Below are 22,731 nucleotides of genomic sequence, written 5' to 3'. Positions count from 1 at the left end.
TGACCATCCACCTTTCGTTGTATTGCTCATGGTAGTATCAGGCGCAATGGTGGAATAAACCGATACAGATCAATCGCACTGGCGGATCCGTCAATCGTGGTCCCCACCGGTCTCCTCACAACAATCTGGACCCTGGACTCTATGGAAATATCGACCATTGTCTGGCTGGTGATCATCGCCGCCCTGGTGTTTTACGTTATCGGCATCTACAACAAACTGGTTTCACTGAAACACCGCTACGAGAATGCTTTCGCTCAGATCGAAGTCCAGCTAAAACGCCGCTACGACCTGATTCCAAACCTTGTGGAATCCGCCCGGGGATACCTGAAGCACGAACGCGAGACCCTTGAAGCCGTCATTTCTGCACGCAACTCCGCCGTCGCGGGGCTGAAGGCAGCCGCCAATAACCCCGGCAGTGCGTCTGCTATGGCGGATCTGGGCAGTGCAGAGGGCCTGCTGAGCAACGCCCTTGGCCGGCTCAACGTCGTCATGGAAGCCTACCCGGACCTCAAAGCCAACCAGACGATTCAGCAGGTGATGGAAGAGCTCACCAGCACGGAAAATAAAGTCTCCTTTGCCCGCCAGGCGTTCAACGACGGCGTCACTACATACAACGTCTTCCGCCAGAGCTTCCCCCCGGTATTCTTCGCGGGCTTTTTTGGTCACCGCGAGAACGGCAAGCTGCTGGAGTTTGCGGATTCCGAAGCTTTCCAGGCTGCGCCCCGGGTAGAGTTCTAGTCAGAGGCGCGCACCACCAATGAATTTTTTCGAGTATCAGGATCGCGCCCGACGCAACAGCGCACTGCTGATCGCCCTGTTTGTGGCAGCCGTGTTCGGGCTGGTTGCGATTACCACACTGTTTGTAGCGTTTATCACCAGCTACTCCGACCTGAGTACCGCCGGTACAGGGTTCTCGCTGACATCAATGCTCGGCAGGCTGGGCTGGGACACCATTGCCGGCATCGCCATCACCATCGTCGCGATTATCGGCCTCGCGAGCCTGTTCCGGCTGCGGCAACTGGCCGATGGTGGGCGCGCGGTCGCCGAATCCCTTGGCGGGCGCAAGATCAATACTTCACCGCACAACCTTGCGGAGCAGCGCGCACTCAACGTGGTGGAGGAGATGGCGCTGGCGTCCGGTACGCCGGTGCCCGACGTGTATATCCTGGAAGACGAAGCGATCAACGCCTTCGCCGCAGGATATGCGCCCGGCGATGCAGTGATAGGACTGACGCGCGGCTGCATCGAACAGCTGAGCCGCGACGAACTTCAGGGCGTGGTAGCCCATGAATTCAGCCATATATTCAACGGGGATATGCGCCTCAATATTCGCATCATCGGATTGCTATATGGCATCCTGATTATCGGCCTGCTGGGCAGCTGGTTAGTACGCGGCAGCTACTGGGGAGGCAGCGGACGCAGCCGCGGACGCGCGGTTTTCTTCGGTATTGGCGCGGGACTCGCAGCCATCGGCTACATCGGAACGTTTTTTGGCAATCTGATCAAATCGGCAGTGAGTCGCCAGCGGGAATTCCTGGCTGATGCATCAGCAGTACAATTTACCCGCAGTCATCAGGGTATTGCCGACGCGCTGAAGAAAATCGCCGGGCACGACAGCGGCTCCCGACTACAGGCTGCAAATGCCAGCGAGTTCAGTCATATGTATTTTGCCAGTGGCCTGAAGAGTAGCTTTCTCGGCCTTTTCGCCACCCACCCGCCACTGCACGCTCGGATTCAACGCCTGGACCCTCTGTGGCCAGGCCAAGGCAACAGTCTCGTCGAAGGCAGCGAAATACGTTCAGGGGCCGCGACGGATACAGGATCAGCGCCGGTTTCGCATATGCACCCTGGAACCGGCACGGGCAATGCCGCGGGCACAGCATACAAAACGCGCCTGGACCAGGTGGTCGAGGTCGTCGACAACAATATCGCCACCCCTTCTTACCAGCAGCACGCTCTTGCCAGGTCATTGCTGGCGAACATTCCTCCACCGCTAAAGGCCGCGGCGCACGACCCATTTTCAGCGCGAGCGCTGGTGTATGGACTGCTGATGGCAGATACCGAGCGCGCCGATAAACAGGCGCACCGCGCAGCCCAGATCGCAATGCTTGAAAAAATTGCCCACCCGGCAGTGCTGCGAGAGTTTCAACGACTCGCCCCGGTGCTGAGCGAGACGCCAGTCACCTATCGCCTGCCGCTCATTGACCTGTGTATTCCTGCACTCAAAGCGCTGGCACCGCAACAATTCCAGGTGTTCAAGCGCAACGTCATCAAGCTGCTGCGCGCCGACGGCAAGATAGAGATCCGGGAGTGGGCCCTGTACCGGGTGTTGATGCACGGCCTCGAACCCAATCCTGACCAGCACCGCAAGCAGGGCGCCAGCACAGGCAAAGCAACGGCGGTCAGTGATGCGCAGCAATTTCTACTAGCCACAATGGCCCATGCGGACTGCGAGGACTACCTTACCGCGAAACGGGCCTTTGAGGCCGGCACCCGCATTCTCAGCCTGAAGGCCGCACCGCTTCCCGCACGCACGGATATCACCCTGCAACGACTGGATAAGGCCATTGCCATTGCGCGTGATACCAGGCCCCTGCAGAAGCCTCTGGTGCTCAAGGCCCTGGCGACAACACTGGCCCACGACGGTGTCATCGGCGGCGGTGAAGTTGAGCTGCTGCGGGCCATTGCAGACTGCCTGGATTGCCCAATGCCGCCGATCCCCGAAAGCCACCGTGCACTCTCACCGGAAACGGATACAGGCACATCCAGGGCAACAAGCACAGCCATCTGACCCGCAAACGCGGCCGCAATGTTCGTAAAACTAAAAAAGCCGGCACAACTGCCGGCTTTTTCGCAACACACTCTGAAATTCTGTCACTAATAGTGATGCTGATAGACCGGTCCGACCCCCATGGTCCAGATGATCACAGAGCAGATCATGATTGTGACCATCCCCACCAGCCCGATGGTCAGAACCGCACTCGCATACAGAAACGCACGCTCCTTACTCATATTCATCAGGATGGGGATACCCTCATAGAGCAGGTAAACAGAATAAATAGCCGCCAGCCCCATCACGGTCACCACCAGCCAAAGGTGGGGGTAAATCATTACAATGCCCGACAAAAGCACCGGTGTTGTGACGAATACAGCAAGCGCCGTGCCTTCGTAGTGACGGGTAGGCTCATCGCCCTCAACGCCGTAGGCCTTCGCCATCCAGTTTATAAACTCCCCGACCAGATAAATCCCGATCAGTAACGCCAGGTAGGTCACTATCGCCAAACTACCGGCACTCGCTGGCGTCAACTTCGACACGTGCCCGCCGAGTTCAAAGCCCACCTGAGTCACACCGATATAGCCGGCAATACAAGGGATCAGCGCCAGGATAGGCACATGGCTCAGAAAAACCTGCAGAAACGAGTGCTTGTCCGCGCGAATGGACTGCCACTCTTTGTCCGGATTGGTAAATATGCCAATGGTATGGCTGAGTAATTTCACTTGGGGTCCTCCTGTACACCGCTTGTTTGCAGTATCGGAAGGGCCGGGTCAATTCACCAATGAATAACAGGATTCTGGCGTCAATTTTTACGCCAGCAAATCAAACGCGCCAAAAAGGTAATGAAAAGAGCAACAACAGCGGGGGAGAAGAGCGAAGCGCCGGCCGCCAGCTCGTCACAGAGCTTTTGGCCAGCGTCGACGTTTGCACTATTTGACGACGCGCAAGGCCGGCTTCTTAGAGGGCTTTTTGAGGGTGGTTGGCGGTGTGGGCTCTGGCGGCTCCGGCGTCTCTTCCGGCTCAAACACCATGCCCTGGCCATTCTCCCGGGCATAAATCCCCACCACCGCGCCCACCGGCACCTGAATATCGGTAGGCACACCGCCAAAACGCGCATTGAAGCGGATTGCATAGTTGTCCATGGTGAGGCCCATCACCGCGGATTCCGACACATTCAGCACAATCTGACCATCTTCATTGACGTGCTGCTGCGGTACCAGCACGCCATTCAAGTGGGTATCCACCAGAAGATAGGGAGTGCACTTGTTGTCAGTGATCCACTCGTAAAACGCCCGCAACAGATACGGGCGGTTGGACGTCATCGACGGCTTATTCAATCAGCACCTCAGGCGCGCATTTCGCGTTCGTACTCGGTCAGGCTCTGCTGGAAGGCTTCGCGCTCAAACAGGCGATCCATATAGTCCAGCAGTGGCTTGGCCTGCTTGGTTTTCGGCAGGGCAATTTCCAGCTGGTCCAGACGCCACAGCAGTGGAGCCATGCAGCAATCTACCAGAGAGAACTCCTCGTTAAAGAAGTACGGCAGGTCGGTGAACATGGGGGCGATACCCACAAAGCTATCGCGCAGGTCTTTGCGCGCTGCAGCGACGTCTTTGCCACCAGCCAGAATCTTGTCTACCAGCGGACACCAGTCGCGCTCGATGCGGTGCATGATCTGGCGGCTCTGGGCGCGCGCAACCGGATACACAGGCAGCAGCGGCGGGTGCGGGAAGCGCTCGTCCAGATACTCCATCATGACCTTGGTTTCGAACAGCACCAGATCGCGGTCTACCAGGGTAGGCAGGGAGTTGTACGGGTTGAGGTCGGCGAGTTCCGCCGGCTTGTCATCGGGATCGACATCGATGATCTCTACGGAAACGCCTTTTTCCGCCAGTACGATACGTACACGGTGGCTGAAGTGACAACGACCGTCGGAAAAGAAGGTCATGGAGGAGCGCTTGTTGGTCGGCACACCCATTATGGAACTACCTCAATCTACTGGCCGGAACGATTCCGGACCAACTATTCAAAACAGAAAACGGGCGGCGGGCTGATACCGGAATACCGGCGGCCCACCACCCGGAAATATGACTGGCTCGCGCTTAGTGGTGCACGTCTTTCCAATATTCGCGGTTTAGCAACCAGGCGAAGATAAAGAACACCAGGATAAACGCCAGTACGTAGAAGCCAATACGCTTGCGTGTTTCCGCCATGGGCTCAGCTACGTACTCCATGAAATTGACCAGGTCATAGACTGCCTGATCATACTCCACATCAGTCATTGAGCCTTTCACTTTACCCACCGCCAGGCTGCCGCAATTGGCATCCATGATCGGATTGCCCATTTCATCGCGCACCACTTTACCGTGATCGCGCTTGGGGCCCGGGGCACATTCCGGCAGACCTTGCAGCTCCATCAGCACATGAGGCATACCCACGTTCGGGAACACCTTGTTGTTTACACCCAGTGGACGGCTGTCATCTTTGTAGAAGCTACGCAGGTAAGTGTACAGCCATTCTGGAGAGCGAGCCCGGGCTACCAGGGTCAGATCCGGCGGAGTGGCGCCAAACCACGCTTTGGAATCTTCCGGTTTCATGGAGATCTGCATCAGATCGCCAATTTTGTCGTCACCGAGTACCAGGTTCTGCACCATCAGCTCATTGGGAATGTCCAGATCCGTGGCCACGCGCTCCCAGCGGGAGAAGTTCGCACTGTGACAACCCATGCAGTAGTTCACGAAGTACTTGGCTCCGCGCTGCAGCGAGGGCTTGTCGGTCAGATCGGTCTTGATGTAATCCAGCTCGACTGAACTCGCTGCACCTACCGCCTTGATCGGAATAAAGGTCAGTAACAGCACCGAGATAATACCGGTCATCAACAGGATGAAGGACTTGCTACCCGACTGGGTGGTTACACGCTCTGGCTCAGGATGCACCTCGTCGCGATCGGTCAGCCACGGCAGTGCTGCGAAGAACACCGCAAATACCATGGTCATCACGAACACAAACAGGCTCGCTTTAAAGTTCACCACTGCCATCCACAGAAACATGAAGGCAAAAGCTCCACTCACAATCCAGGACGCCAGGCCCTTGCGGGTAGTCGGATTGGTCCAGATCGGCATGGTCACAAAGAACGCGAAGTAAAACAGGGTCGCTACCTGCGCCAGGAAGTTACGCCCCGGAGTCGGAGACTTCACACCCAGGTAGCCGAGGATGATGAAGATCGCCGCAAACACCATCAGCAGCACTTTCGGCAGCCAGCCCTTGTAGCGGATAGAGCGCACCGGGCTCTTATCCAGCCAGGGCAGCACGAAGAGAACCGCAATCGCCGCACCCATGGCCACCAGACCGAGGAACTTCGCCGTCAGCGGGCCGATATCAATGGTCACCGCACGCAGCACCGCATAGAACGGAGTGAAGTACCATACCGGCGCGATGTGCTCCGGAGTCTTCAGCGGGTTCGCTTCTTCAAAGTTGGCGTACTCAAGGAAGAAACCACCCATTTCAGGGAAGAAGAACACCACCACGCAGAAGGCGAACAGGAATACAGCGATACCGACCAGGTCGTGCACGGTGTAGTACGGGTGGAAGGCCACGCCGTCCAGGGGCTTACCGTTTTCGTCCTTGTGCTTTTTGATGTCGATGCCGTCGGGGTTATTGGAACCCACTTCGTGCAGCGCCAGGATGTGCAGTACAACCAGCAGCACCAGCACCAGCGGCAGCGCGATCACGTGCAGGGAGAAGAACCGCGTGAGGGTAATACCGGAAATCAGGTAGTCACCGCGAATCCACTGCACCAGATCTTCGCCCACCACGGGGATAGCTCCGAACAGGGATACGATTACCTGTGCACCCCAGTAAGACATCTGGCCCCAGGGCAGTACGTAACCCATAAAGGCTTCTGCCATCAACACCAGGTAGATACACATGCCGAAGATCCACACCAGCTCCCGCGGTGGCTTATAGGAGCCGTACATGAGTCCGCGGAACATATGCAGGTAGACCACCACGAAGAAGGCAGAGGCACCGGTGGAGTGCAGGTAGCGGATAATCCACCCCATATCCACATCGCGCATGATGTATTCCACAGAGGCGAAAGCGCCGTCTGCAGTAGGTGAGTAGCTCATGACCAGCCAGATACCGGTCAGCAGCTGGTTCACCAGAACCAGCATGGAGAGCACACCAAAGAAGTACCACAAATTGAAATTCTTGGGCGCGTAGTATTTACCCATATGGGTATCCCACGCGCGATAGATCGGCAGTCGCTGGTCGACCCAATCCCCCAGTGCGGTTAGCCAGTTCATGCGCTGCCCTCCTGATCCACGCCGATTACGATTACGTCATCCCCTTCGTAGGAATAGGGAGGTACTTCCAGGTTGTACGGCGCGGGTACACCGGTATAAACGCGGCCGGCCAGATCGTATTTGGAACCGTGACAGGCACAGAAGAAGCCGCCCTGCCACTGATCACCGCCGAGGTCGGCGGTGCCCACTTCCGGGCGATACATGGGCGCGCAGCCGAGGTGGGTACACAGACCGACAAGCACCAGAACCTGCGGCTTGATCGCACGGTTTTCCGGGTTCACGTAGGAGGGCTGAGTAGATTCTTCAGAATTGGGATCACGCAGATACGGATCCACCTTGGCGAGGTTGTCCAGCACTTCCTGGGTGCGGCGAACCACATATACCGGCTTGCCACGCCACTCGACGGTGACCATCTGGCCCGGCTCCAGCTTGCCAATGTTGTATTTTACTGGCGCACCCGCGGCTTTCGCTTTGGCACTCGGATTCCAGGAGGCGACAAAAGGTACAGCGACTCCCACTGCCCCGGCACCACCTACAACGGAGGTAGCGGCGGTCAGGAATCGACGACGCCCCACATTTACACCGTCATCACTCATGACGTAGATCTCCCATCACAGCGCCCCGTAACTTACCTGAACGTAAGCCCGAGACTGACTGGCCCAAACCCAAAATTCCGGAAAACCTCTGTCAAGAATCCAAGAGCCACCCAATGCGGTAAATCAGGGTTACCCGCAATCCGGTAGCAACGGTGCAACCTCAGTGGCCAAAAACCAGAGAGAACAGAGCACCCGCGCAACAACAGAAGAACCCTATTGCCGCGAAATCAGAGACTTAAACAGAAACTCCCCTACAACTGGCCCGCCCGCCTAGCCATAGAACAAAATGGCCAAACCCCATATGCAAGCGGATAGAAATTCGCGCAATGTTAAAGAAAATGCCAAATCTATACAAGGCGAATGCCGGCGCGAACGTCGGCAATCTCGCCGCGAACTGGCGGGATTTTAAACAGGTCACAAAACGCGCACCTGTGAGCAAGCTCGATACAATCAAAGCCACAGGCAAAAAAAAGCCCGGCATTTGCCGGGCCATAAAAAAGAGAATTCTCGCTTAACGCTTGGAGAATTGCGGCTTCTTACGCGCTTTGCGCAGACCGACTTTCTTACGCTCAACTGCACGAGCGTCGCGAGTTACGTAACCAGCTGCACGCAGCGGCTGACGCAGAGACTCGTCGTACTGCATCAGAGCGCGGGTCAGGCCGTGACGGATAGCACCCGCCTGACCGAAGGAACCGCCGCCCTTCACAGTTACGTTGATATCGAATTTTTCGACCATGTCGACCATTTCCAGCGGCTGACGCACGATCATGCGCGCCACTTCGCGGCCGAAGTATTCGTCCAGGGAACGACCGTTTACGTTGATTTTACCTTCACCCTGCGCGATGAAAACGCGAGCGGTAGAGGTCTTGCGGCGGCCAGTACCGTAGTATTGAGTTGTTGCCATGAGAATGATTCCGTTTAGATCGACAGTTCAATCGGCTGCTGGGCCGCATGAGGATGTTCGCTACCCTTGTACACCTTCAATTTCTTGAACATGGCGCGACCCAGAGGGCCTTTCGGGAGCATGCCTTTCACAGCACTTTGGATAGTGCGCTCAGGCGCCTTGTCGATCAGCTTCTCAAAGCTGATGGATTTAAGACCACCAGGGTAGCCGGAGTGGCTGTGGTAGATCTTCGCTTTGGCCTTATTGCCGGTCACGCGGACCTTTTCGGCGTTGATTACTACAATGTAATCACCGGTGTCCACGTGGGGCGTATATTCAGGCTTGTGCTTGCCGCGCAGGCGGTGAGCGATCTCGGCGGAAATACGGCCGAGAGTCTTGTCCGCAGCGTCAACAATGAACCAGTCGCGAGTAACCGCTTCCGGCTTGGCACTGTAAGTCTTCATGTTATAAAACACCTGTATATGGCTCCCGAAATGGGGGCCGTCCCACGAAAAGAGCGCGAATACTACATAAGCGCCAAGGGCTTTTCAAGCACAAAATTGAGCAACTTGTGAACAGCCCGTTCCGGCCGTTCAGGCCTCAATCCACCCGGTGCTGCCGCGCCAGATACTCCCGGGACTGCATCTCCTGCAGGCGGCTGACGGTGCGCTCAAACTCGAAGCGCAGGTGACGACCACCGTACAGGGACTCCACCGGTTCCTCCGCAGAGATCACCAGATTGACGCAGCGGTCATAGAACTCGTCAATCAGATTGATAAAGCGGCGGGCCTGGCTCTCGGTGCGTTCGTCAAAACGCGGCACATTGGCCAGCAGTACCGTGTGGAATTCCCGCGCCAGCTCGATGTAATCGTTCTGGGACCGGGGGCCGTCGCAGAGCTCGGAAAATTCAAACCAGGCCACGTCGTCCGCCACTCTGGTAGCAACGATCGGCCGCCCCTCGATATCCAGGGCAATCTTCTCACGCACCTCTGCCCCCTCCACCATCAGGCTATTAAAGGAACGCTCAAGACTGGCATCGGCCTCCGCATCGAGAGGGTGGTGGTAAAGCTCGGCCATTTCCAGGGCGCGCAGGCGGTAGTCGACCCCATTATCCACATTGACCACCTTGGTATGGGCCAGCAGGAGATCGATGGCCGGCAGGAAGCGGGCGCGCTGCAGCCCATCCTTATATAGGCCCTCGGGAACAATGTTGGATGTGGCCACCAGGGTGACACCCCGCGCGAACAGCGACTCCAGCAGATTGGCGAGGATCATCGCGTCGGTGATATCGGAGACGAAGAACTCGTCAAAGCAGAGAACCCGGGCGCGCTCGGCGATGCGATCGGCCACCTTCTCCAGGGGATTCTTCTCCCCCGCCAGACTTTTCAGCTGGCGGTGCACTTCGCGCATAAAGCGGTGAAAGTGGGTGCGCTGCTTGCGCTCGAACGGCAGCGCCTCATAAAAGGCATCCATCAGGTAGGTCTTGCCGCGCCCGACCCCGCCCCAGAAATACAATCCTTTCTCCGGGGTATCCTCTTTTTTCCACAGGCGCCGCAAGCCGCCGAACAAACCGCCGCGCCCCTGAGCGGTAATCAGTCGCCCATATAGATCCTGCAACTCTTCCACCGCTGCACGCTGCGCCGGATCTTCCACAAAATCCGGGCGCTGCAGATCCCGCTCGTAGCGCTGCATGGGTGACATAGGCATCGATGCCGAAATTGAGCCAGTCTGGTTCTGATCCGTGACCATCTAATAGGAACCGTTCATTAAATTCATGGCGACACTGCCGGGCAGGCGTTGAGGGATTGGCCATCGGCCGAATGGCGCGCACTTTACCAAATCCGAAACGGGTTGGCACAAAACCAGTGAACCATGCGGCAAGCCGGGCACAGCGTTTACAGAGGAATTGCGTATAATAGGGTCACCACCACGGATGGGCTGGTGCCACTTTTACTTTGAGGAGAATGTATCGTGCACTCAACTTCGGTTTTGATTCTGGTAGGCATTGTTGGCCTGGCCATCGGCGCCCTGCTCGCCTTTCTCGCCACCCGCAGCCGCCAAGGCGTTGACCGCACCCAGGAGCTGGAACTGCGCCTGAAAGAAGCCAACAGTAAACTTGAAGACTTCCAACAAGAGGTCAACGAACATTTCGACCAGACATCGCAACTGGTGAACAACCTCACCCAGAGCTATCGGGAAGTACACGAATACCTGGCCAACAGCGCCATGCGCCTGTCCAGCCAGGATATCGGCCGCCAGATGCTGGAAGCCGGAAGCGGTCAGCTGAGCGACAACGATGAAAACCTGAGCGTACTGCCTCCCCGCGACTGGGCACCCAAGGAGCCCGGTGCCAAAGGCACTCTGTCCGAAGAATTTGGACTGGAAAAAGAAGCGCAAGCCCCTGCCCCCGCACCAACGTCGGAAACCGCGGTTAACCGCTGACTCCCTCTGCCAAGGGCAGGCACAAAAAAGGCGGGGCTATCACCCCGCCTTTTTTGTGGCAAATGCCTTACGGTGGCAAGCCGGAGATGTAACCCGGCCCGCCCTTATCCCCTGATCACAGGCTCTGGTAGTAGTCCATCAGGATCTGGGCCACTTCCGGACGGGAAAATTCCGGAGGCGGTGCAATACCGTTACCCAGCATCTCGCGCACCTTGGTACCAGACAGCAGGATGAAATCATCCTTGGTGTGATCCGGCACATCACGCATCATCACTACGCGGTTCAGTTTCTTGGAGTAGGCGGTGTGATCCGCGCGGAAAATCTGAATCTCCAGCGCACCTTCCGGAACCTTCTCGTCGAAAATAGTCTGTGCATCGAAAGCACCGTAGTAGTCGCCCACACCGGCGTGGTCGCGACCAACGATCAGGTGGCTACAGCCACAATTCTGACGGAATACCGCGTGCAGCACCGCTTCGCGCGGGCCGGCGTACAGCATGTCGAATCCGTAACCGGTCACCATCACGGTGTTCTTGGGGAAATACTCCTCCACCATTTTGCGGATGGATGCATCACGCACGTGGGCGGGAATATCACCGGGCTTCAGCTTGCCCAGCAGCATGTGGATAAGTACACCGTCGGCATCCACCGCTTCCAGGGCCATTTTGCACAGCTCTTCGTGGGCGCGGTGCATGGGGTTGCGGGTCTGGAAGGCCACAACCTTGCTCCAGCCATGCTCCACAAACTCGTTGCGGATCTCGACCGCGGTGCGGAAAGTATCCGGGAAGTCCGCCTGAAAATAGCTGAAGTTCAGTACTTCGATAGAGCCGGAGATCAACTGGCGGCCAGCCGCCTTGAAAGTGGCCACACCCGGGTGGGCATCGTCCAGTGTGCCAAATACGTGTTCAGCAATAGTGTTGACCTGCTCGTCGGAAACGGTCTCGATGGCATCGACGTCCATCACTGCCAGTACCGGATTACCTTCGACATTGGGGTCGCGCAGGGCAATACGCTTGGCACCGGCGATCGCGGAAGTGTCTTCCACCATATTCACAACCGGGACCGGCCAGAACAGACCGTCTACGGTGCGCAGGGTTTCCGCAACACTCAGGGTATCCGCCAGGTTCATGTAGCCGTGCAGCGGGTTGAAATAACCGGCACCCAGCATTACAGCGTTGGCCGCAGCAGCAGAGCTCACCACGATGGACGGCAGGGATTCCGCTTCGTGGGCCAGCTGATGGTGGCGCTCACTGTCGTAAACAAAGCGGGGTTGCAGCTCGACACTGCCGTGTGGACGAACCAGGGACATAGACACTCCTGCGGTAGTTCTTTTAATGAGGATTCTGAGGAAAATTTTAAGCGCCACATTATACGGATAACCCGCCATACACCAAGCATCGGGCGTGACCGGGGTTAGATCATCTGGTGAGGACACAAGAACCGAAAGACGTATAATGACCTCAAACCAAGGAGCCTCTGGTGTCATTACAACGATTTCTGCAAGACTGGGCCATCCCCGCCGCGATCGGCTTGGCGATGGCGGCAGCGCTACTTTTCCTGTTCCCCCACCTGCGCGAAAACGCGGGAACTGACACCCCTCAAGTAATCACCGCCCCAGACTCCTATGCCAGTGCAGTCAATCTTGCCGGGCCCGCGGTGGTAAACGTATTCAGCAAGCGGGCTCTGCGTAACCACCCGCTGGCCAGCCACCCCCTGTTCCCCTACTACCTGAACAAAATGACCCCACTGCAACGAGAGCGCATGCAGCAGAACCTGGGTTCTGGCGTTATCGTTGACGATACCGGGTACGTCCTTACCAACTTTCACGTCATTTCCGGCGCAGAGCAAATTGCCGTAGTACTGGCGGACGGCCGTGAAGCCCGCGCACAACTGGTGGGATCAGACGCAGACTTTGACCTGGCGGTCCTGAAGATCGACCTTCCCAGCCTTACCGCAATTGAAGTTGGCGACCCGGATAGAGCGCAGGTCGGCGACGTGGTGCTGGCCATTGGCAACCCGTTTGGGGTGGGACAGACGGTAACTCAGGGCATTATCAGTGCTACCGGCAGGGACGTGGGCAACACCGGCGTAGGTGGCTACCTGCAAAACTTCCTGCAGACCGATGCGGCGATCAATCCCGGCAACTCCGGCGGCGCGCTGGTGGACTCCCGGGGTCGACTGCTCGGTATCAACACCACGTCGGTATTGAACCAAACCGGATTGAATCAGAGCGGTACCAGTGGTGGCATCAGTTTCGCGATTCCCGCCACCATCGCCCTCAAGGTCATGCAGGATCTTATCGAGTTTGGCCGGGTGGTGCCCGGCTGGCTGGGAATTGAGGCACAGAACCTGAACCCCCTGCTGGCACGCTCATTCAACCTGGCATCCACGGATGGCGTCATCGTCACCGCCATTTACAAAGAAGGGCCGGCGCATCAGGCAGGGCTCAAGCCGGGCGATGTAATCACCCACATCAATGCCACCCCGATCAATGACGGCAAACACGGCAATGCGGCGATGGCCACCCTGCGCCCGGGTGAAGTGGTGACCATTACCTATATTCGCGACGGTGAAACGCTCGCCACACGTGCAACCGTCTCGGAGAGGCCACAGGCAGAGCGCAACCAGACACAGGGTGAAGGGTGACGATTCAATTGCAGAGTGACCGCCCCACTAGTTCGGAGGGAAACGTGACCACGATATTCAAAGCTCTGGGCCTGAAAGCGCTGCTGGTAGTGACACTGTTCAACCACAACGCTGCTGCCGATGACCGCGACACACTAAACAATTTGCTGAACCAGTTTCTCGCTGGTGCTGCCGACGATATTCGCGTGCACCAGCGTTTCTGGGCCGACGACCTGATCTACACCAGCTCGTCAGGCCAGCGCTTTGGCAAATCCGCGATTGTCGAAGGAATGGAAAAGGCGGAAGAAAAAGAAGAGACGAAAGAGGCTTCTGCTCCAATGCGCTATCGCGCGGAAGAGACCGATATCCGCGTGCTCGGCGATACCGCGATCGTTGCCTTCCGGCTGATTGCAGAGCCGGCGCCGGACAGCGACAAGCCGGCGGAGAAGATGGAATTTTTTAACACCGGCACCTTCGTCAAACGCGATAACGAATGGCGAGCACTGGCCTGGCAGGCCACGAAAATCCCATCCGCAGCGCCCGCCAACCCTTAATCAATTCAAGCGAATCCGTTCGCGCCGGCCAACCCGCGCGAATCAGTCCGCGTCTGGCCGCACCCGGTATTCTGCGGAGCGGGCGTGGGCATCCAGGCCCTCCCCTTTTGCCAGGGTAGCCGCTACTCGCCCCAGGGTATCGGCACCTTCCGGCGAACAGAAAATAATCGAGCTGCGCTTCTGGAAATCGTAGACCCCAAGCGGGGAAGAGAAGCGCGCAGTACCGCTGGTAGGCAGCACGTGATTCGGTCCCGCGCAGTAGTCACCCAGCGCTTCCGCGGTATAGCGACCAAGGAAGATGGCACCGGCGTGGCGGATCTGCGGCAGATACTGCTCCGGGTTATCCACAGAGACTTCCAGGTGCTCCGGGGCAATCTGGTTGGACACTGCGATCGCTTCGGCAATATCGCTGACCAGAATCAAGGCACCGCGGTCGGCGATTGAACGACTGGCAATGGCTTCCCGGGGCAGGTCCGCAAGCAGCTTCTGCAGTGACGCTTCCACCGCATCGAGAAACGCTGCATCCGGGCTCAACAGGATCGACTGGGCCTGTTCGTCGTGCTCCGCCTGGGAAAGCAGATCCATGGCAATCCAGTCCGGATCGGTTTTGCCGTCGCAGATCACCAGAATCTCCGAGGGCCCGGCAATCATATCGATCGCCACCTGACCGAACACCGCGCGCTTGGCGGAAGCCACGAAGATATTTCCCGGGCCAACAATCTTGTCGACGCGGGCGATGGTCTCGGTTCCGTAGGCAAGGGCTGCCACAGCCTGGGCGCCACCAATGGTGAAGACTTTATCCACACCGGCAATAGCGGCTGCCGCCAACACCAGATCGCTGAGCTGGTTGTCCGGCGCCGGTACCACCATCAGCACCTCATCCACGCCGGCAACCCGCGCGGGAATGGCGTTCATCAGAACCGAGGAGGGATAGCTGGCCTTGCCGCCAGGCACGTAGATACCCACGCGCTCCATGGCGGTAATCTGCTGGCCCAGCACGGTGCCATCGGCTTCCTGATACTGCCAGGAAGATTGCAGCTGGTGCTCGTGATAGGCGCGCACACGCTCGGCGGCCGCTTCCAGGGCCGCGCGCTTGTCCGCAGGAATTCGCTCCAGCGCCGCCTGCAGATCTTCTGCCTGCAGGCAGAAACCCTGCGTCTGCTGCAACTGACGGCGGTCAAAGCGATTGGTGTATTCAATTACCGCCGCGTCACCACGGGATTTCACATCCCGAAGAATTTCCGCCACCGTCGCTTCGACCTTGGTGTCCGCGACGGACTCCCACGCCAACAGCGCGTCGAGCTGGCTTGAGAACTCTGAATTGCCGGCATCCAGCCGACGTACGGAAAAATCACTCATGGAATTTACCCGGCACTCCGTGCATGCACCGCTTCGGCCAACTGTTGGATCAGAGCATTGATCGGGCCGTATTTCATTTTCATGGACGCCTTGTTGACGATCAGGCGGCTGCTGATATCGGCGATCTGATCCCGCGCTTCAAGGCCATTGGCCTTCAGGGTGTTGCCGGTATCCACGATATCCACAATCTCATCCGCCAGATCCATCAGTGGCGCCAACTCCATCGCGCCGTACAGTTTGATGATGTCGGCCTGGCGACCCTGGGCAGCGTAATAGCGCTTGGCAGACTGCACAAACTTGGTCGCCACCTTGATACGGCCGCTGGGCAGCGGCGCGCCCTTGATGCCAGCCGTCATCAGGCGACAGCGGGCAATGTTCAGATCCAGGGGCTCGTAGAGATTGCTGTCGTCGTGTTCCAGCAGGTTGTCCTTGCCGGCCACGCCCATATCGGCAGCGCCATGCTGCACATAGGTCGGCACATCCGATCCGCGCAGGATCAGCAGGCGCACATTTTCCTGGTTGGTGGGGAAAATCAGCTTGCGGCTCTTGGCGATATCTTCCGCCGGCTCCAGGCCTGCGGCCGCCAGTAACGGCAGGGTTTCCTTGAGAATTCGTCCCTTGGTCAGGGCAATAGTGATCTGCATAGCGTTTATGATTGTGTGATTCGCCCGGTCTCCGCGGGCCAAAATGTATGGGCAATACCCCCAAAATCCCCGGGGAGCTTATCGACTCTTGTCGAGCCATGCCAATACATAACTAGAATAGCGCTAGAAGGAAACGGGCGACCGCCCGCTTCCGCTATTTGAACAAAGAGAAAAAAGAGGCGATCAGCCGGGTACGCGGCGAATATTCGCACCCAGTTGTTGCAGCTTCTCCTCAATACATTCGTAACCGCGGTCGATATGGTAGATGCGATCCACGATGGTAGTGCCTTCGGCCACCATGCCCGCAATCACCAGGCCGGCGGATGCGCGCAGGTCAGAAGCCATCACCGGTGCACCTTTCAACCTCTCCACACCGGTCACGATTGCAGTATTCCCCTCTAGCACGATGTTCGCACCCATACGGTTGAGCTCGTGCACCTGAATCAGGCGATTCTCGAAGATGGTTTCCACCACGGTACCGGTGCCCTCAGACACCGCGTTCATGGTGGTAAATTGTGACTGCATATCGGTGGGGAACGCCGGGTACGGCGCAGTGCGGAAGCTCACCGCCTTGGGGCGATTGCCCTTCATATCCAGTTCAATCCAGTCATCACCAACACTCAGGTGCGCACCCGCCTCTTCAAACTTCACCAGCACCGCATCAAGAATATCCGCGCGGGTGTGGGTCAGGCGCACTTTACCGCGGGCAGCAGCCGCGGCCGCGAGAAATGTGCCCGTTTCGATGCGATCCGGCATCACGGAATAAGTACACGGGTGCAGGCGCGAAACCCCCTGCACGCGAATGGTGTCCGTGCCGGCGCCTTCAATCTCGGCCCCCATGGCGATCAGGAAGTCCGCCAGGTCGACAATTTCCGGTTCGCGCGCGGCGTTGTGCAGAACCGTAGCGCCCTCTGCGAGCACCGCCGCCATCAGCAGGTTTTCGGTACCGCCAACGGTGACCTTTTCCATCACGATATCGGCGCCCTTCAGGCGGCCATTACTGCGTGCGCGAATAAATCCTTCGTCGATGGTGATCTCGGCGCCCATCGCCTCCAGCCCTTTCAGGTGGATATCCACCGGACGGCTACCGATGGCACAGCCACCAGGGAAGGACACATTGGCAACGCCGTGGCGCGCCAGCAGTGGGCCGAGCACCAGGATCGACGCGCGCATGGTTTTCACCAGCTCGTAGGGCGCGGTCAGCTCGTTCACCGAGCGCGGATCAATTTCCACACCCAATTTTTCGTCAATTGTGATTTCGGTTCCCATGCACCGCAACAGGGTGATCATGGTAGTGATATCGTTGAGGTGCGGCAGGTTGTGGATCTGCACAGGGCCGTCCGCCAACAGCGCCGCCGCCAGAATCGGCAGTGCGGAATTCTTGGCTCCGGAAATTTTCAGGGTTCCGGAAATGGGGCTGCCCCCTTCGATAATCAGTTTATCCATTCGGTCTGGTTTCCAAGCGGTACAAAAATCTCGACCACCACAGCGTAGTACTGCAGAGCAAGGCTGGGCGTTACTGGCCGACTTCTTCCGGAGTCAGGGTTTTCATCTGCACCGCGTGCAGGGTGCCATCGGCAATTTTGTCGGATAGCGCGCCGTACACCAGCTGCTGCTTCTTCAGGCGGCTGAGACCGTTGAACGCATCGCTGATAACGGTGAGCTGCAGGTGACTGCCTTCGAAGGCCACTTCAACCTGACTTCCAGGAATTTGCCCTTCAATCAGGGACTTGATCTGATCTGGTTGCATAGGTAGGACTACTTATCGGCTAAAAAAGAGCGCGCAAGTGTACTGGAATCGCCACCGCTGCGCAGCCGCATCACCGTCGCTGCGCACCGGCGCACAAATTTTCGTTCGAATCTCTCATGCCGATCAATTGCCGGCAACTTTGTCCGCCGCAGACCAGCCAGCGATCACTTTGTCGATATCGCCATTATTAGCCTGCATGGCCTGAGAAAATTGTCCGCGGAAGGTTTTGCCCAGATTAACACCGTTCAGGATCACGTTGATCAGTTTCCACTGACCACTGCGATTGCGCACCAGAGTGTAGGAAACTTTGGTCAAACCTTCCTTACTACGCACTTCCTGCAATACGTTGACGCGATTCCCGCTCGGGGCGGAGCCGGGATTGATTACTTTGACATCCAGATTGCCAAAGGTCGCCACGCCGCGGGCAAAGGTTGCCACCAGGTCGCGCCGGAAAGTACTGGCAAACTTCGCTCGCTGCGCTGGCGTCGCCTGCTTGGCATGCCCCCCCATCACACCGCGCGCGATAAAATTGAAATCCACTACGGGCTCAAGCACGCGATCGACAGCGGAGTAGTAACGCTGAGGATTTGAATTCAGGTTCTTGCCTTCCGTGCGGATTACGTTCAGCAACTGCCCGGAAACCCCCTCAATGAGCGAATAGGGGTTTTGCGCTGCTGAAGCAAGCGGAGCCAGCACGCAAAGCATTACGGCTGCCATCCACAACCCGAGCTTGCGCGCCACTTGGACTGCCGCAGAGCCCCGGGTTTGCCCGGCACTATAAATTGAGGTGAAACTAGAGGTGAGTGCGCTCACAGATTATCTCCCATTGGCAATTCGTCCCTTGGATACCCACAGTGTCAAAAAGTGTCGTGAGTCGCCGAAAAAATCATGCTGGCGGTTGCGGAAAGGACAACGGTCACTTCGCCCGGCCTCCACAGCTGACAATAGCGGCGGCAAACTATACCATGGCGGCCCTCCGGACAAGCGGCATTGGATCACTTTGCCTCGAGGCGCCGTTTTTTGGACCAATATAGATAGGTTAGCACCTCTATCCTCCTTGCAAGTGGCTGCACGCGAGCCAAAGCTGCGGAGTAAAAGCGAGACATACGATGGGTAAAGATCTGATTATCCAGGCCGGACGCCGCACCATCTCCATGGAAACTGCCGCAGTGGCGGCACTGGAATCCCGTATCGGCGATGATTTTCACAGGGCTTGCGAGCTGATCCTCGCCTGCCCTGGGCGCGTGATTGTGTCCGGCATGGGCAAGTCCGGCCATATTGGCCGCAAGATCGCAGCTACTTTGGCCAGCACAGGCACACCGAGCTTCTTCGTTCACCCCGGAGAGGCCAGTCACGGCGATCTCGGCATGATTACCCGCCAGGACCTGGTAATCGCCATCTCCAACTCGGGCTCCTCTGCGGAAGTTCTGACCCTGCTGCCGCTGCTGAAAAGGCTGGGTATTCCGCTAGTCAGCATGACCGGTAAGCCGGACTCCCCTCTGGCCCAGTCCGCCGACGTCAATCTGGATATTGCGGTGGATACCGAGGCCTGCCCGCTAAACCTGGCACCTACTTCATCGACCACCGTTACCCTGGTCATGGGGGATGCTCTCGCGGTCGCCCTGCTGGAAGCCCGCGGCTTTACCGCGGAAGATTTCGCCTTCTCGCACCCGGGGGGCGCCCTCGGCCGCCAATTACTGCTCAAGGTCGAAGACGTAATGCACGCCGGCGAAGAATTGCCGCAGGTATCGCCGGCAACACCACTGTCGAAGGCACTCCTTGAAATGACCAGCAAGGGCTTCGGCATGACCACTGTGGTCGACGGCAGCGGACACCTGCTCGGCGTGTTTACCGACGGCGACCTGCGCCGGGTGATCGACCAGAAGCTGGAGATGGATACCGCCACAATGGAGCAGGTGATGAGCCGCCGCCCGAAAACAGTTAGCGCGCACACTCTGGCCGCAGAAGCCCTGCGCATTATGGAAGACAACAAAATCACCGCACTGGTTGTGGAAGACCCCGAGCACCACCCGATAGGTCTGCTGCATATGCACGACATACTGCGGGCCGGCGTCATCTGAGCACAACCGCCCGCGCCGTAACCAGGACCACACAACCTAAAGGAACACCACGTGAGTCATTCACACGCCAGCGAGCAACAGATTCGGGAAAAGCTGAGCAAAGTACGTCACCTGATTCTCGACGTGGACGGAGTGCTCACCGATGGCCGCCTGTACTTCGACAACCAGGGCAACGAGCAGAAAACCTTCCACACCCTGGACGGCCACGGTATTAAAATGCTGCAGCAGTCTGGCGTCGCGGTTGCTATCATCACCGGCCGGCGCAGCGCCCTGGTTGAAAAACGTGCGCACGACCTGGGTATCACCCGCCTGATTCAGGGCCGTGAAGACAAATACAGCGCCTTTCTCGAGCTTTTCGCGGGCGAGCCATACGATCTGGAACACATCGCCTATGTCGGCGACGACTATCCTGATCTGCAACTGATGACCCGCGTGGGCTGCCCGATCGCGGTTCCCAACGCGGCTTCACCGGTACAGGAACGCGCCCTGTTCACCACCGAACGCAGCGGCGGCCTGGGCGCGGTGCGAGAGGTTTGCGATCGCATTATGCGTGCCCAGGGAACCTTCGACGCAGCGCTGGCTCCTTATATAGCGCAGTAATTGAATTGCGTTAAAACCTGACACAGGAAAAAGGAAGAAATATCGGATGCGCACCTGGCTTCCCCTGGTGATCGTAGTTGCACTGATCTCCCTCGGGCTATGGTTCACCGAAAGTCCGCCCGAACAACTGCTGGGCAAGCGCCCAACTCAGCAAGAGTACAACCGCGCTGCCGATCTGATCATTCGCGATGCGCGCACACGGCATTACGGGGTCGAGGGCGACCTGGCCTACGAAGTAGACGCCAAACGTATTACTTTTTTCCAGTTTGCCCGCCGCGACCGAGCTGACCTTACCGAGCCGCGGATGATGTTTTACCAGGGCGATGACACCAAGTGGCGCACGGAGTCCCGTACCGGCGTGGCTTATGACAACGGGCAAAAGGTGGTTCTGGAGGGCGATGTCTCGGTTATGGAGCTGCCCCAACCCGGCATTACGCTGCGCACGCCGAAAATTGTCATCAAACCCCGCGAGGAATTCGCCGAAACGGACAAAGTTGTTACCATCACCGATGGCCTCAACCTCACCACCGGCAAGGGCCTGCGCGCCGATCTAAAAAAAGACAAGGTAGAAATACTGTCCGATGTGGAAAGCCGCTATGAACTTCGCTGACTTACGCCGCCGCCTGACCACTTTGGCACTGGCACTCGCCTGCGCACTGCCCGGCATCCAGGCCGTCGCCTTGCCCGACGACCGCCAGCAGCCGGTCAAGGTTTCTGCAGACAACCTGGAAGCGAACCGCAGCAAGAACCTGTCGGTCTACAGCGGCAATGTTGTAATCAGCCAGGGCTCCCTGCAGATTCGTGCCGACCGGGTTGAAGTGCACGGCAACAGCAAGGGAGAGATCAACAAGGTCATCGCCACCGGCACGCCAGCGCACTTCCAGCAACAGGTCGAAGAAAGCACCACGCCGGTCAAGGCCCGCGCTGCGCGCATCGAATTCCTGGTGGCCAATGACGCCCTGCAACTTACCGGAGAGGCGTTTGTCGACCGCGACGGCAACACCCTGACCGCCGAACGCATCGATTACGACCTGAACAGTGAGCAGATGAAGGCCCGCGGCCAGTCAGAGAAAAAGCGCGTGGAAATGATCTGGAAGCCCGAAGGGCAGTCCGGGGACACCGACGGACAGTAATGAGACTTTAGCGAGTAACGGCATTGAGCCATTACCGCCAACGCAACACGCAGATTTATTGAGTGCGGCCAGGTGCCGCCCCAGCCGGAATTGAATAATGCCAACGCTCAAGGCGCTCCATCTCGCCAAGCAGTACAAAAAGCGCAAAGTCGTTCAGGATGTCTCCGTGAGCGTATCCAGCGGCCAGGTCGTCGGCCTGCTGGGACCCAACGGCGCGGGTAAAACCACCTGCTTCTATATGATCGCCGGTCTGGTGCAGGCGGATGCTGGCCAGGTATTGATCGACGATGAAGATATCACCGGCCTGTCCATGCATGGCCGCGCGCGCAAAGGCATTGGTTACCTGCCCCAGGAAGCCTCCGTTTTCCGCCGCCTCTCGGTGCAGGACAATATCCTCGCGATCCTGCAGACTCGCAAAGACCTGAACAATGCCCAGCGCAAGGAGCAGCTGGAAGCCCTCCTGGAAGAGTTCCACATCACCCATATCCGCGAAAGCCTGGGTATGGCCCTATCAGGTGGTGAGCGGCGGCGAGTGGAGATTGCCCGCGCCCTGGCAACCAACCCCGCATTCGTATTGCTGGACGAGCCATTCGCCGGTGTCGATCCCATTTCCGTCAACGATATCAAGCAGATCATCCGCCACTTGAAAGACCGCGGAATCGGCGTTCTGATCACCGACCACAACGTTCGCGAGACCCTGGACATCTGTGAGACCGCGTTTATCGTCAGCGAAGGCCACATTATCGCCTCTGGCGACCCCCGCGACGTGGCCGAAAACAAACAGGTGAAAGACGTCTACTTAGGACACGAGTTCACCATCTAGTTCACAGAGGGAAAGACCTCCCTATTTCACGCCAACTCGAAGACATTGGTCACAGGATTTAAGCTGTGACCAAATGCCATCATTTTTTCGGCACACTTATTGCTTAACCGCCCTCTTGTCTTCCGCCCCGCCCCGGGGTAGTCTGCATGAAATGAGCTTTACCCCGC

The 22,731-nt window shown here is 57.9% G+C and carries 25 protein-coding genes; 11 read left to right on the top strand and 14 right to left on the bottom strand.

Features of this window, described 5'->3' with window-relative positions; all coding sequences use genetic code 11:
• The first annotated feature begins 141 nt into the window (after positions 1 to 141).
• The gene (locus ACXAG1_RS08085) at positions 142 to 738 is read left to right on the top strand and encodes a LemA family protein (protein ID WP_475093695.1); all 597 of its coding nucleotides are present in this window, start codon (positions 142 to 144) and stop codon (positions 736 to 738) included.
• A 19-nt stretch (positions 739 to 757) separates the two neighbouring features.
• Positions 758 to 2,791: a M48 family metallopeptidase gene (locus ACXAG1_RS08080; protein ID WP_475119447.1), complete on the top strand. Its 2,034-nt coding sequence runs from the start codon at positions 758 to 760 to the stop codon at positions 2,789 to 2,791.
• An 86-nt stretch (positions 2,792 to 2,877) separates the two neighbouring features.
• On the opposite strand, the gene ACXAG1_RS08075 is transcribed toward ACXAG1_RS08080, so the two are convergent.
• The 5 genes from ACXAG1_RS08075 to petA all read right to left on the bottom strand — a co-directional run bounded on the left by ACXAG1_RS08075 (position 2,878) and on the right by petA (position 7,673).
• Positions 2,878 to 3,498 carry a Yip1 family protein gene (locus ACXAG1_RS08075; RefSeq protein WP_043317409.1) on the bottom strand — a complete coding sequence of 207 codons (621 nt, stop codon included), beginning with the start codon at positions 3,496 to 3,498 and terminating at the stop codon, positions 2,878 to 2,880.
• A gap of 207 nt (positions 3,499 to 3,705) precedes the next feature.
• Positions 3,706 to 4,098, bottom strand: a complete 393-nt coding sequence (locus ACXAG1_RS08070; RefSeq protein WP_475093960.1) for a ClpXP protease specificity-enhancing factor — start codon at positions 4,096 to 4,098, stop codon at positions 3,706 to 3,708.
• A 23-nt stretch (positions 4,099 to 4,121) separates the two neighbouring features.
• Positions 4,122 to 4,751: a glutathione S-transferase N-terminal domain-containing protein gene (locus ACXAG1_RS08065; RefSeq protein WP_475093697.1), complete on the bottom strand. Its 630-nt coding sequence runs from the start codon at positions 4,749 to 4,751 to the stop codon at positions 4,122 to 4,124.
• Positions 4,752 to 4,875: 124 nt separating this feature from the next.
• Entirely contained in the window at positions 4,876 to 7,077 is a 2,202-nt protein-coding gene (locus ACXAG1_RS08060; protein ID WP_475093698.1) for a ubiquinol-cytochrome c reductase, read from the bottom strand.
• Entirely contained in the window at positions 7,074 to 7,673 is a 600-nt protein-coding gene (gene petA, locus ACXAG1_RS08055; protein WP_475093699.1) for a ubiquinol-cytochrome c reductase iron-sulfur subunit, read from the bottom strand. The genes ACXAG1_RS08060 and petA overlap by 4 nt, the downstream gene beginning before the upstream one ends.
• Before the next feature lie 326 nt (positions 7,674 to 7,999).
• On the opposite strand from petA, the gene ACXAG1_RS08050 reads away from it, so the two are divergent.
• The gene (locus ACXAG1_RS08050; RefSeq protein WP_475093700.1) at positions 8,000 to 8,188 is read left to right on the top strand and encodes a hypothetical protein; all 189 of its coding nucleotides are present in this window, start codon (positions 8,000 to 8,002) and stop codon (positions 8,186 to 8,188) included.
• On the opposite strand, the gene rpsI is transcribed toward ACXAG1_RS08050, so the two are convergent.
• From rpsI to zapE, 3 genes are all read right to left on the bottom strand, one after another.
• Positions 8,185 to 8,577 carry a 30S ribosomal protein S9 gene (gene rpsI / locus ACXAG1_RS08045; protein WP_475119446.1) on the bottom strand — a complete coding sequence of 131 codons (393 nt, stop codon included), beginning with the start codon at positions 8,575 to 8,577 and terminating at the stop codon, positions 8,185 to 8,187. The genes ACXAG1_RS08050 and rpsI overlap by 4 nt on opposite strands.
• 14 nt (positions 8,578 to 8,591) lie before the next feature.
• A complete protein-coding gene (gene rplM, locus ACXAG1_RS08040) occupies positions 8,592 to 9,020 on the bottom strand; it encodes a 50S ribosomal protein L13 (protein ID WP_475093701.1) in 429 nt (142 codons plus the stop codon).
• 136 nt (positions 9,021 to 9,156) lie between these two features.
• Complete coding sequence (gene zapE, locus ACXAG1_RS08035) at positions 9,157 to 10,248, bottom strand: cell division protein ZapE (RefSeq protein WP_475119489.1); 1,092 nt, start codon at positions 10,246 to 10,248, stop codon at positions 9,157 to 9,159.
• Positions 10,249 to 10,527: 279 nt separating this feature from the next.
• Between zapE and ACXAG1_RS08030 the strand changes: the two genes are divergently transcribed.
• Positions 10,528 to 10,998 carry a Z-ring associated ZapG family protein gene (locus tag ACXAG1_RS08030; RefSeq protein WP_475093702.1) on the top strand — a complete coding sequence of 157 codons (471 nt, stop codon included), beginning with the start codon at positions 10,528 to 10,530 and terminating at the stop codon, positions 10,996 to 10,998.
• Between the two features lie 115 nt (positions 10,999 to 11,113).
• Here ACXAG1_RS08030 and sat read toward each other — a convergent pair whose 3' ends face one another.
• Positions 11,114 to 12,304, bottom strand: a complete 1,191-nt coding sequence (gene sat, locus ACXAG1_RS08025) for a sulfate adenylyltransferase (RefSeq protein WP_475093703.1) — start codon at positions 12,302 to 12,304, stop codon at positions 11,114 to 11,116.
• 170 nt (positions 12,305 to 12,474) lie between these two features.
• Here sat and ACXAG1_RS08020 point away from each other — a divergent pair, with 170 nt between their 5' ends.
• Positions 12,475 to 13,641: a S1C family serine protease gene (locus ACXAG1_RS08020; protein ID WP_475093704.1), complete on the top strand. Its 1,167-nt coding sequence runs from the start codon at positions 12,475 to 12,477 to the stop codon at positions 13,639 to 13,641.
• 44 nt (positions 13,642 to 13,685) lie between these two features.
• The gene (locus tag ACXAG1_RS08015) at positions 13,686 to 14,174 is read left to right on the top strand and encodes a nuclear transport factor 2 family protein (RefSeq protein ID WP_475119445.1); all 489 of its coding nucleotides are present in this window, start codon (positions 13,686 to 13,688) and stop codon (positions 14,172 to 14,174) included.
• Positions 14,175 to 14,216: 42 nt separating this feature from the next.
• On the opposite strand, the gene hisD is transcribed toward ACXAG1_RS08015, so the two are convergent.
• The 5 genes from hisD to ACXAG1_RS07990 form a co-directional block, all read right to left on the bottom strand.
• Positions 14,217 to 15,533, bottom strand: a complete 1,317-nt coding sequence (gene hisD / locus ACXAG1_RS08010; protein ID WP_475093706.1) for a histidinol dehydrogenase — start codon at positions 15,531 to 15,533, stop codon at positions 14,217 to 14,219.
• Between the two features lie 5 nt (positions 15,534 to 15,538).
• Positions 15,539 to 16,177, bottom strand: a complete 639-nt coding sequence (hisG, locus tag ACXAG1_RS08005) for an ATP phosphoribosyltransferase (protein WP_475093707.1) — start codon at positions 16,175 to 16,177, stop codon at positions 15,539 to 15,541.
• Between the two features lie 183 nt (positions 16,178 to 16,360).
• Complete coding sequence (gene murA / locus ACXAG1_RS08000; protein WP_475093708.1) at positions 16,361 to 17,623, bottom strand: UDP-N-acetylglucosamine 1-carboxyvinyltransferase; 1,263 nt, start codon at positions 17,621 to 17,623, stop codon at positions 16,361 to 16,363.
• Between the two features lie 70 nt (positions 17,624 to 17,693).
• Positions 17,694 to 17,927: a BolA family protein gene (locus tag ACXAG1_RS07995; RefSeq protein WP_475093709.1), complete on the bottom strand. Its 234-nt coding sequence runs from the start codon at positions 17,925 to 17,927 to the stop codon at positions 17,694 to 17,696.
• Positions 17,928 to 18,050: 123 nt separating this feature from the next.
• A complete protein-coding gene (locus ACXAG1_RS07990; protein WP_475093710.1) occupies positions 18,051 to 18,644 on the bottom strand; it encodes an MlaC/ttg2D family ABC transporter substrate-binding protein in 594 nt (197 codons plus the stop codon).
• A 392-nt stretch (positions 18,645 to 19,036) separates the two neighbouring features.
• On the opposite strand from ACXAG1_RS07990, the gene ACXAG1_RS07985 reads away from it, so the two are divergent.
• From ACXAG1_RS07985 to lptB, 5 genes are all read left to right on the top strand, one after another.
• Complete coding sequence (locus ACXAG1_RS07985) at positions 19,037 to 20,008, top strand: KpsF/GutQ family sugar-phosphate isomerase (protein ID WP_475093711.1); 972 nt, start codon at positions 19,037 to 19,039, stop codon at positions 20,006 to 20,008.
• 51 nt (positions 20,009 to 20,059) lie between these two features.
• The gene (locus tag ACXAG1_RS07980; RefSeq protein ID WP_475119444.1) at positions 20,060 to 20,608 is read left to right on the top strand and encodes a KdsC family phosphatase; all 549 of its coding nucleotides are present in this window, start codon (positions 20,060 to 20,062) and stop codon (positions 20,606 to 20,608) included.
• Positions 20,609 to 20,654: 46 nt separating this feature from the next.
• Positions 20,655 to 21,218, top strand: a complete 564-nt coding sequence (gene lptC, locus ACXAG1_RS07975) for an LPS export ABC transporter periplasmic protein LptC (protein ID WP_475093713.1) — start codon at positions 20,655 to 20,657, stop codon at positions 21,216 to 21,218.
• The gene (lptA, locus tag ACXAG1_RS07970; protein ID WP_475093714.1) at positions 21,205 to 21,741 is read left to right on the top strand and encodes a lipopolysaccharide transport periplasmic protein LptA; all 537 of its coding nucleotides are present in this window, start codon (positions 21,205 to 21,207) and stop codon (positions 21,739 to 21,741) included. Before lptC ends, lptA begins: the two co-directional genes overlap by 14 nt.
• Positions 21,742 to 21,838: 97 nt before the next feature.
• Positions 21,839 to 22,564 (top strand): LPS export ABC transporter ATP-binding protein, encoded by a 726-nt coding sequence (lptB, locus tag ACXAG1_RS07965; protein ID WP_475093715.1) that lies wholly within the window; start codon positions 21,839 to 21,841, stop codon positions 22,562 to 22,564.
• Positions 22,565 to 22,731: the final 167 nt, after the last annotated feature.

This window comes from Microbulbifer sp. ABE4_465, from assembly GCF_056160765.1.
This window is presented reverse-complemented; position numbering and strand designations above follow the sequence as displayed.

Coding starts and splice junctions, on each gene's coding strand:
- zapE (WP_475119489.1), bottom strand. CDS start 10,248: ATGCAGCGCTACGAGCGGGATCTGCAGCGCCCGGATTTTGTGGAAGAT.
- ACXAG1_RS08050 (WP_475093700.1), top strand. CDS start 8,000: ATGTTAAAGAAAATGCCAAATCTATACAAGGCGAATGCCGGCGCGAAC.
- petA (WP_475093699.1), bottom strand. CDS start 7,673: ATGAGTGATGACGGTGTAAATGTGGGGCGTCGTCGATTCCTGACCGCC.
- hisG (WP_475093707.1), bottom strand. CDS start 16,177: ATGCAGATCACTATTGCCCTGACCAAGGGACGAATTCTCAAGGAAACC.
- ACXAG1_RS08085 (WP_475093695.1), top strand. CDS start 142: ATGGAAATATCGACCATTGTCTGGCTGGTGATCATCGCCGCCCTGGTG.
- sat (WP_475093703.1), bottom strand. CDS start 12,304: ATGTCCCTGGTTCGTCCACACGGCAGTGTCGAGCTGCAACCCCGCTTT.
- rplM (WP_475093701.1), bottom strand. CDS start 9,020: ATGAAGACTTACAGTGCCAAGCCGGAAGCGGTTACTCGCGACTGGTTC.
- lptA (WP_475093714.1), top strand. CDS start 21,205: ATGAACTTCGCTGACTTACGCCGCCGCCTGACCACTTTGGCACTGGCA.
- ACXAG1_RS08060 (WP_475093698.1), bottom strand. CDS start 7,077: ATGAACTGGCTAACCGCACTGGGGGATTGGGTCGACCAGCGACTGCCG.
- ACXAG1_RS08070 (WP_475093960.1), bottom strand. CDS start 4,098: ATGACGTCCAACCGCCCGTATCTGTTGCGGGCGTTTTACGAGTGGATC.
- ACXAG1_RS08065 (WP_475093697.1), bottom strand. CDS start 4,751: ATGGGTGTGCCGACCAACAAGCGCTCCTCCATGACCTTCTTTTCCGAC.
- ACXAG1_RS07995 (WP_475093709.1), bottom strand. CDS start 17,927: ATGCAACCAGATCAGATCAAGTCCCTGATTGAAGGGCAAATTCCTGGA.
- ACXAG1_RS07990 (WP_475093710.1), bottom strand. CDS start 18,644: ATGGCAGCCGTAATGCTTTGCGTGCTGGCTCCGCTTGCTTCAGCAGCG.
- lptC (WP_475093713.1), top strand. CDS start 20,655: ATGCGCACCTGGCTTCCCCTGGTGATCGTAGTTGCACTGATCTCCCTC.
- murA (WP_475093708.1), bottom strand. CDS start 17,623: ATGGATAAACTGATTATCGAAGGGGGCAGCCCCATTTCCGGAACCCTG.
- hisD (WP_475093706.1), bottom strand. CDS start 15,533: ATGAGTGATTTTTCCGTACGTCGGCTGGATGCCGGCAATTCAGAGTTC.
- ACXAG1_RS07985 (WP_475093711.1), top strand. CDS start 19,037: ATGGGTAAAGATCTGATTATCCAGGCCGGACGCCGCACCATCTCCATG.
- lptB (WP_475093715.1), top strand. CDS start 21,839: ATGCCAACGCTCAAGGCGCTCCATCTCGCCAAGCAGTACAAAAAGCGC.
- ACXAG1_RS08080 (WP_475119447.1), top strand. CDS start 758: ATGAATTTTTTCGAGTATCAGGATCGCGCCCGACGCAACAGCGCACTG.
- rpsI (WP_475119446.1), bottom strand. CDS start 8,577: ATGGCAACAACTCAATACTACGGTACTGGCCGCCGCAAGACCTCTACC.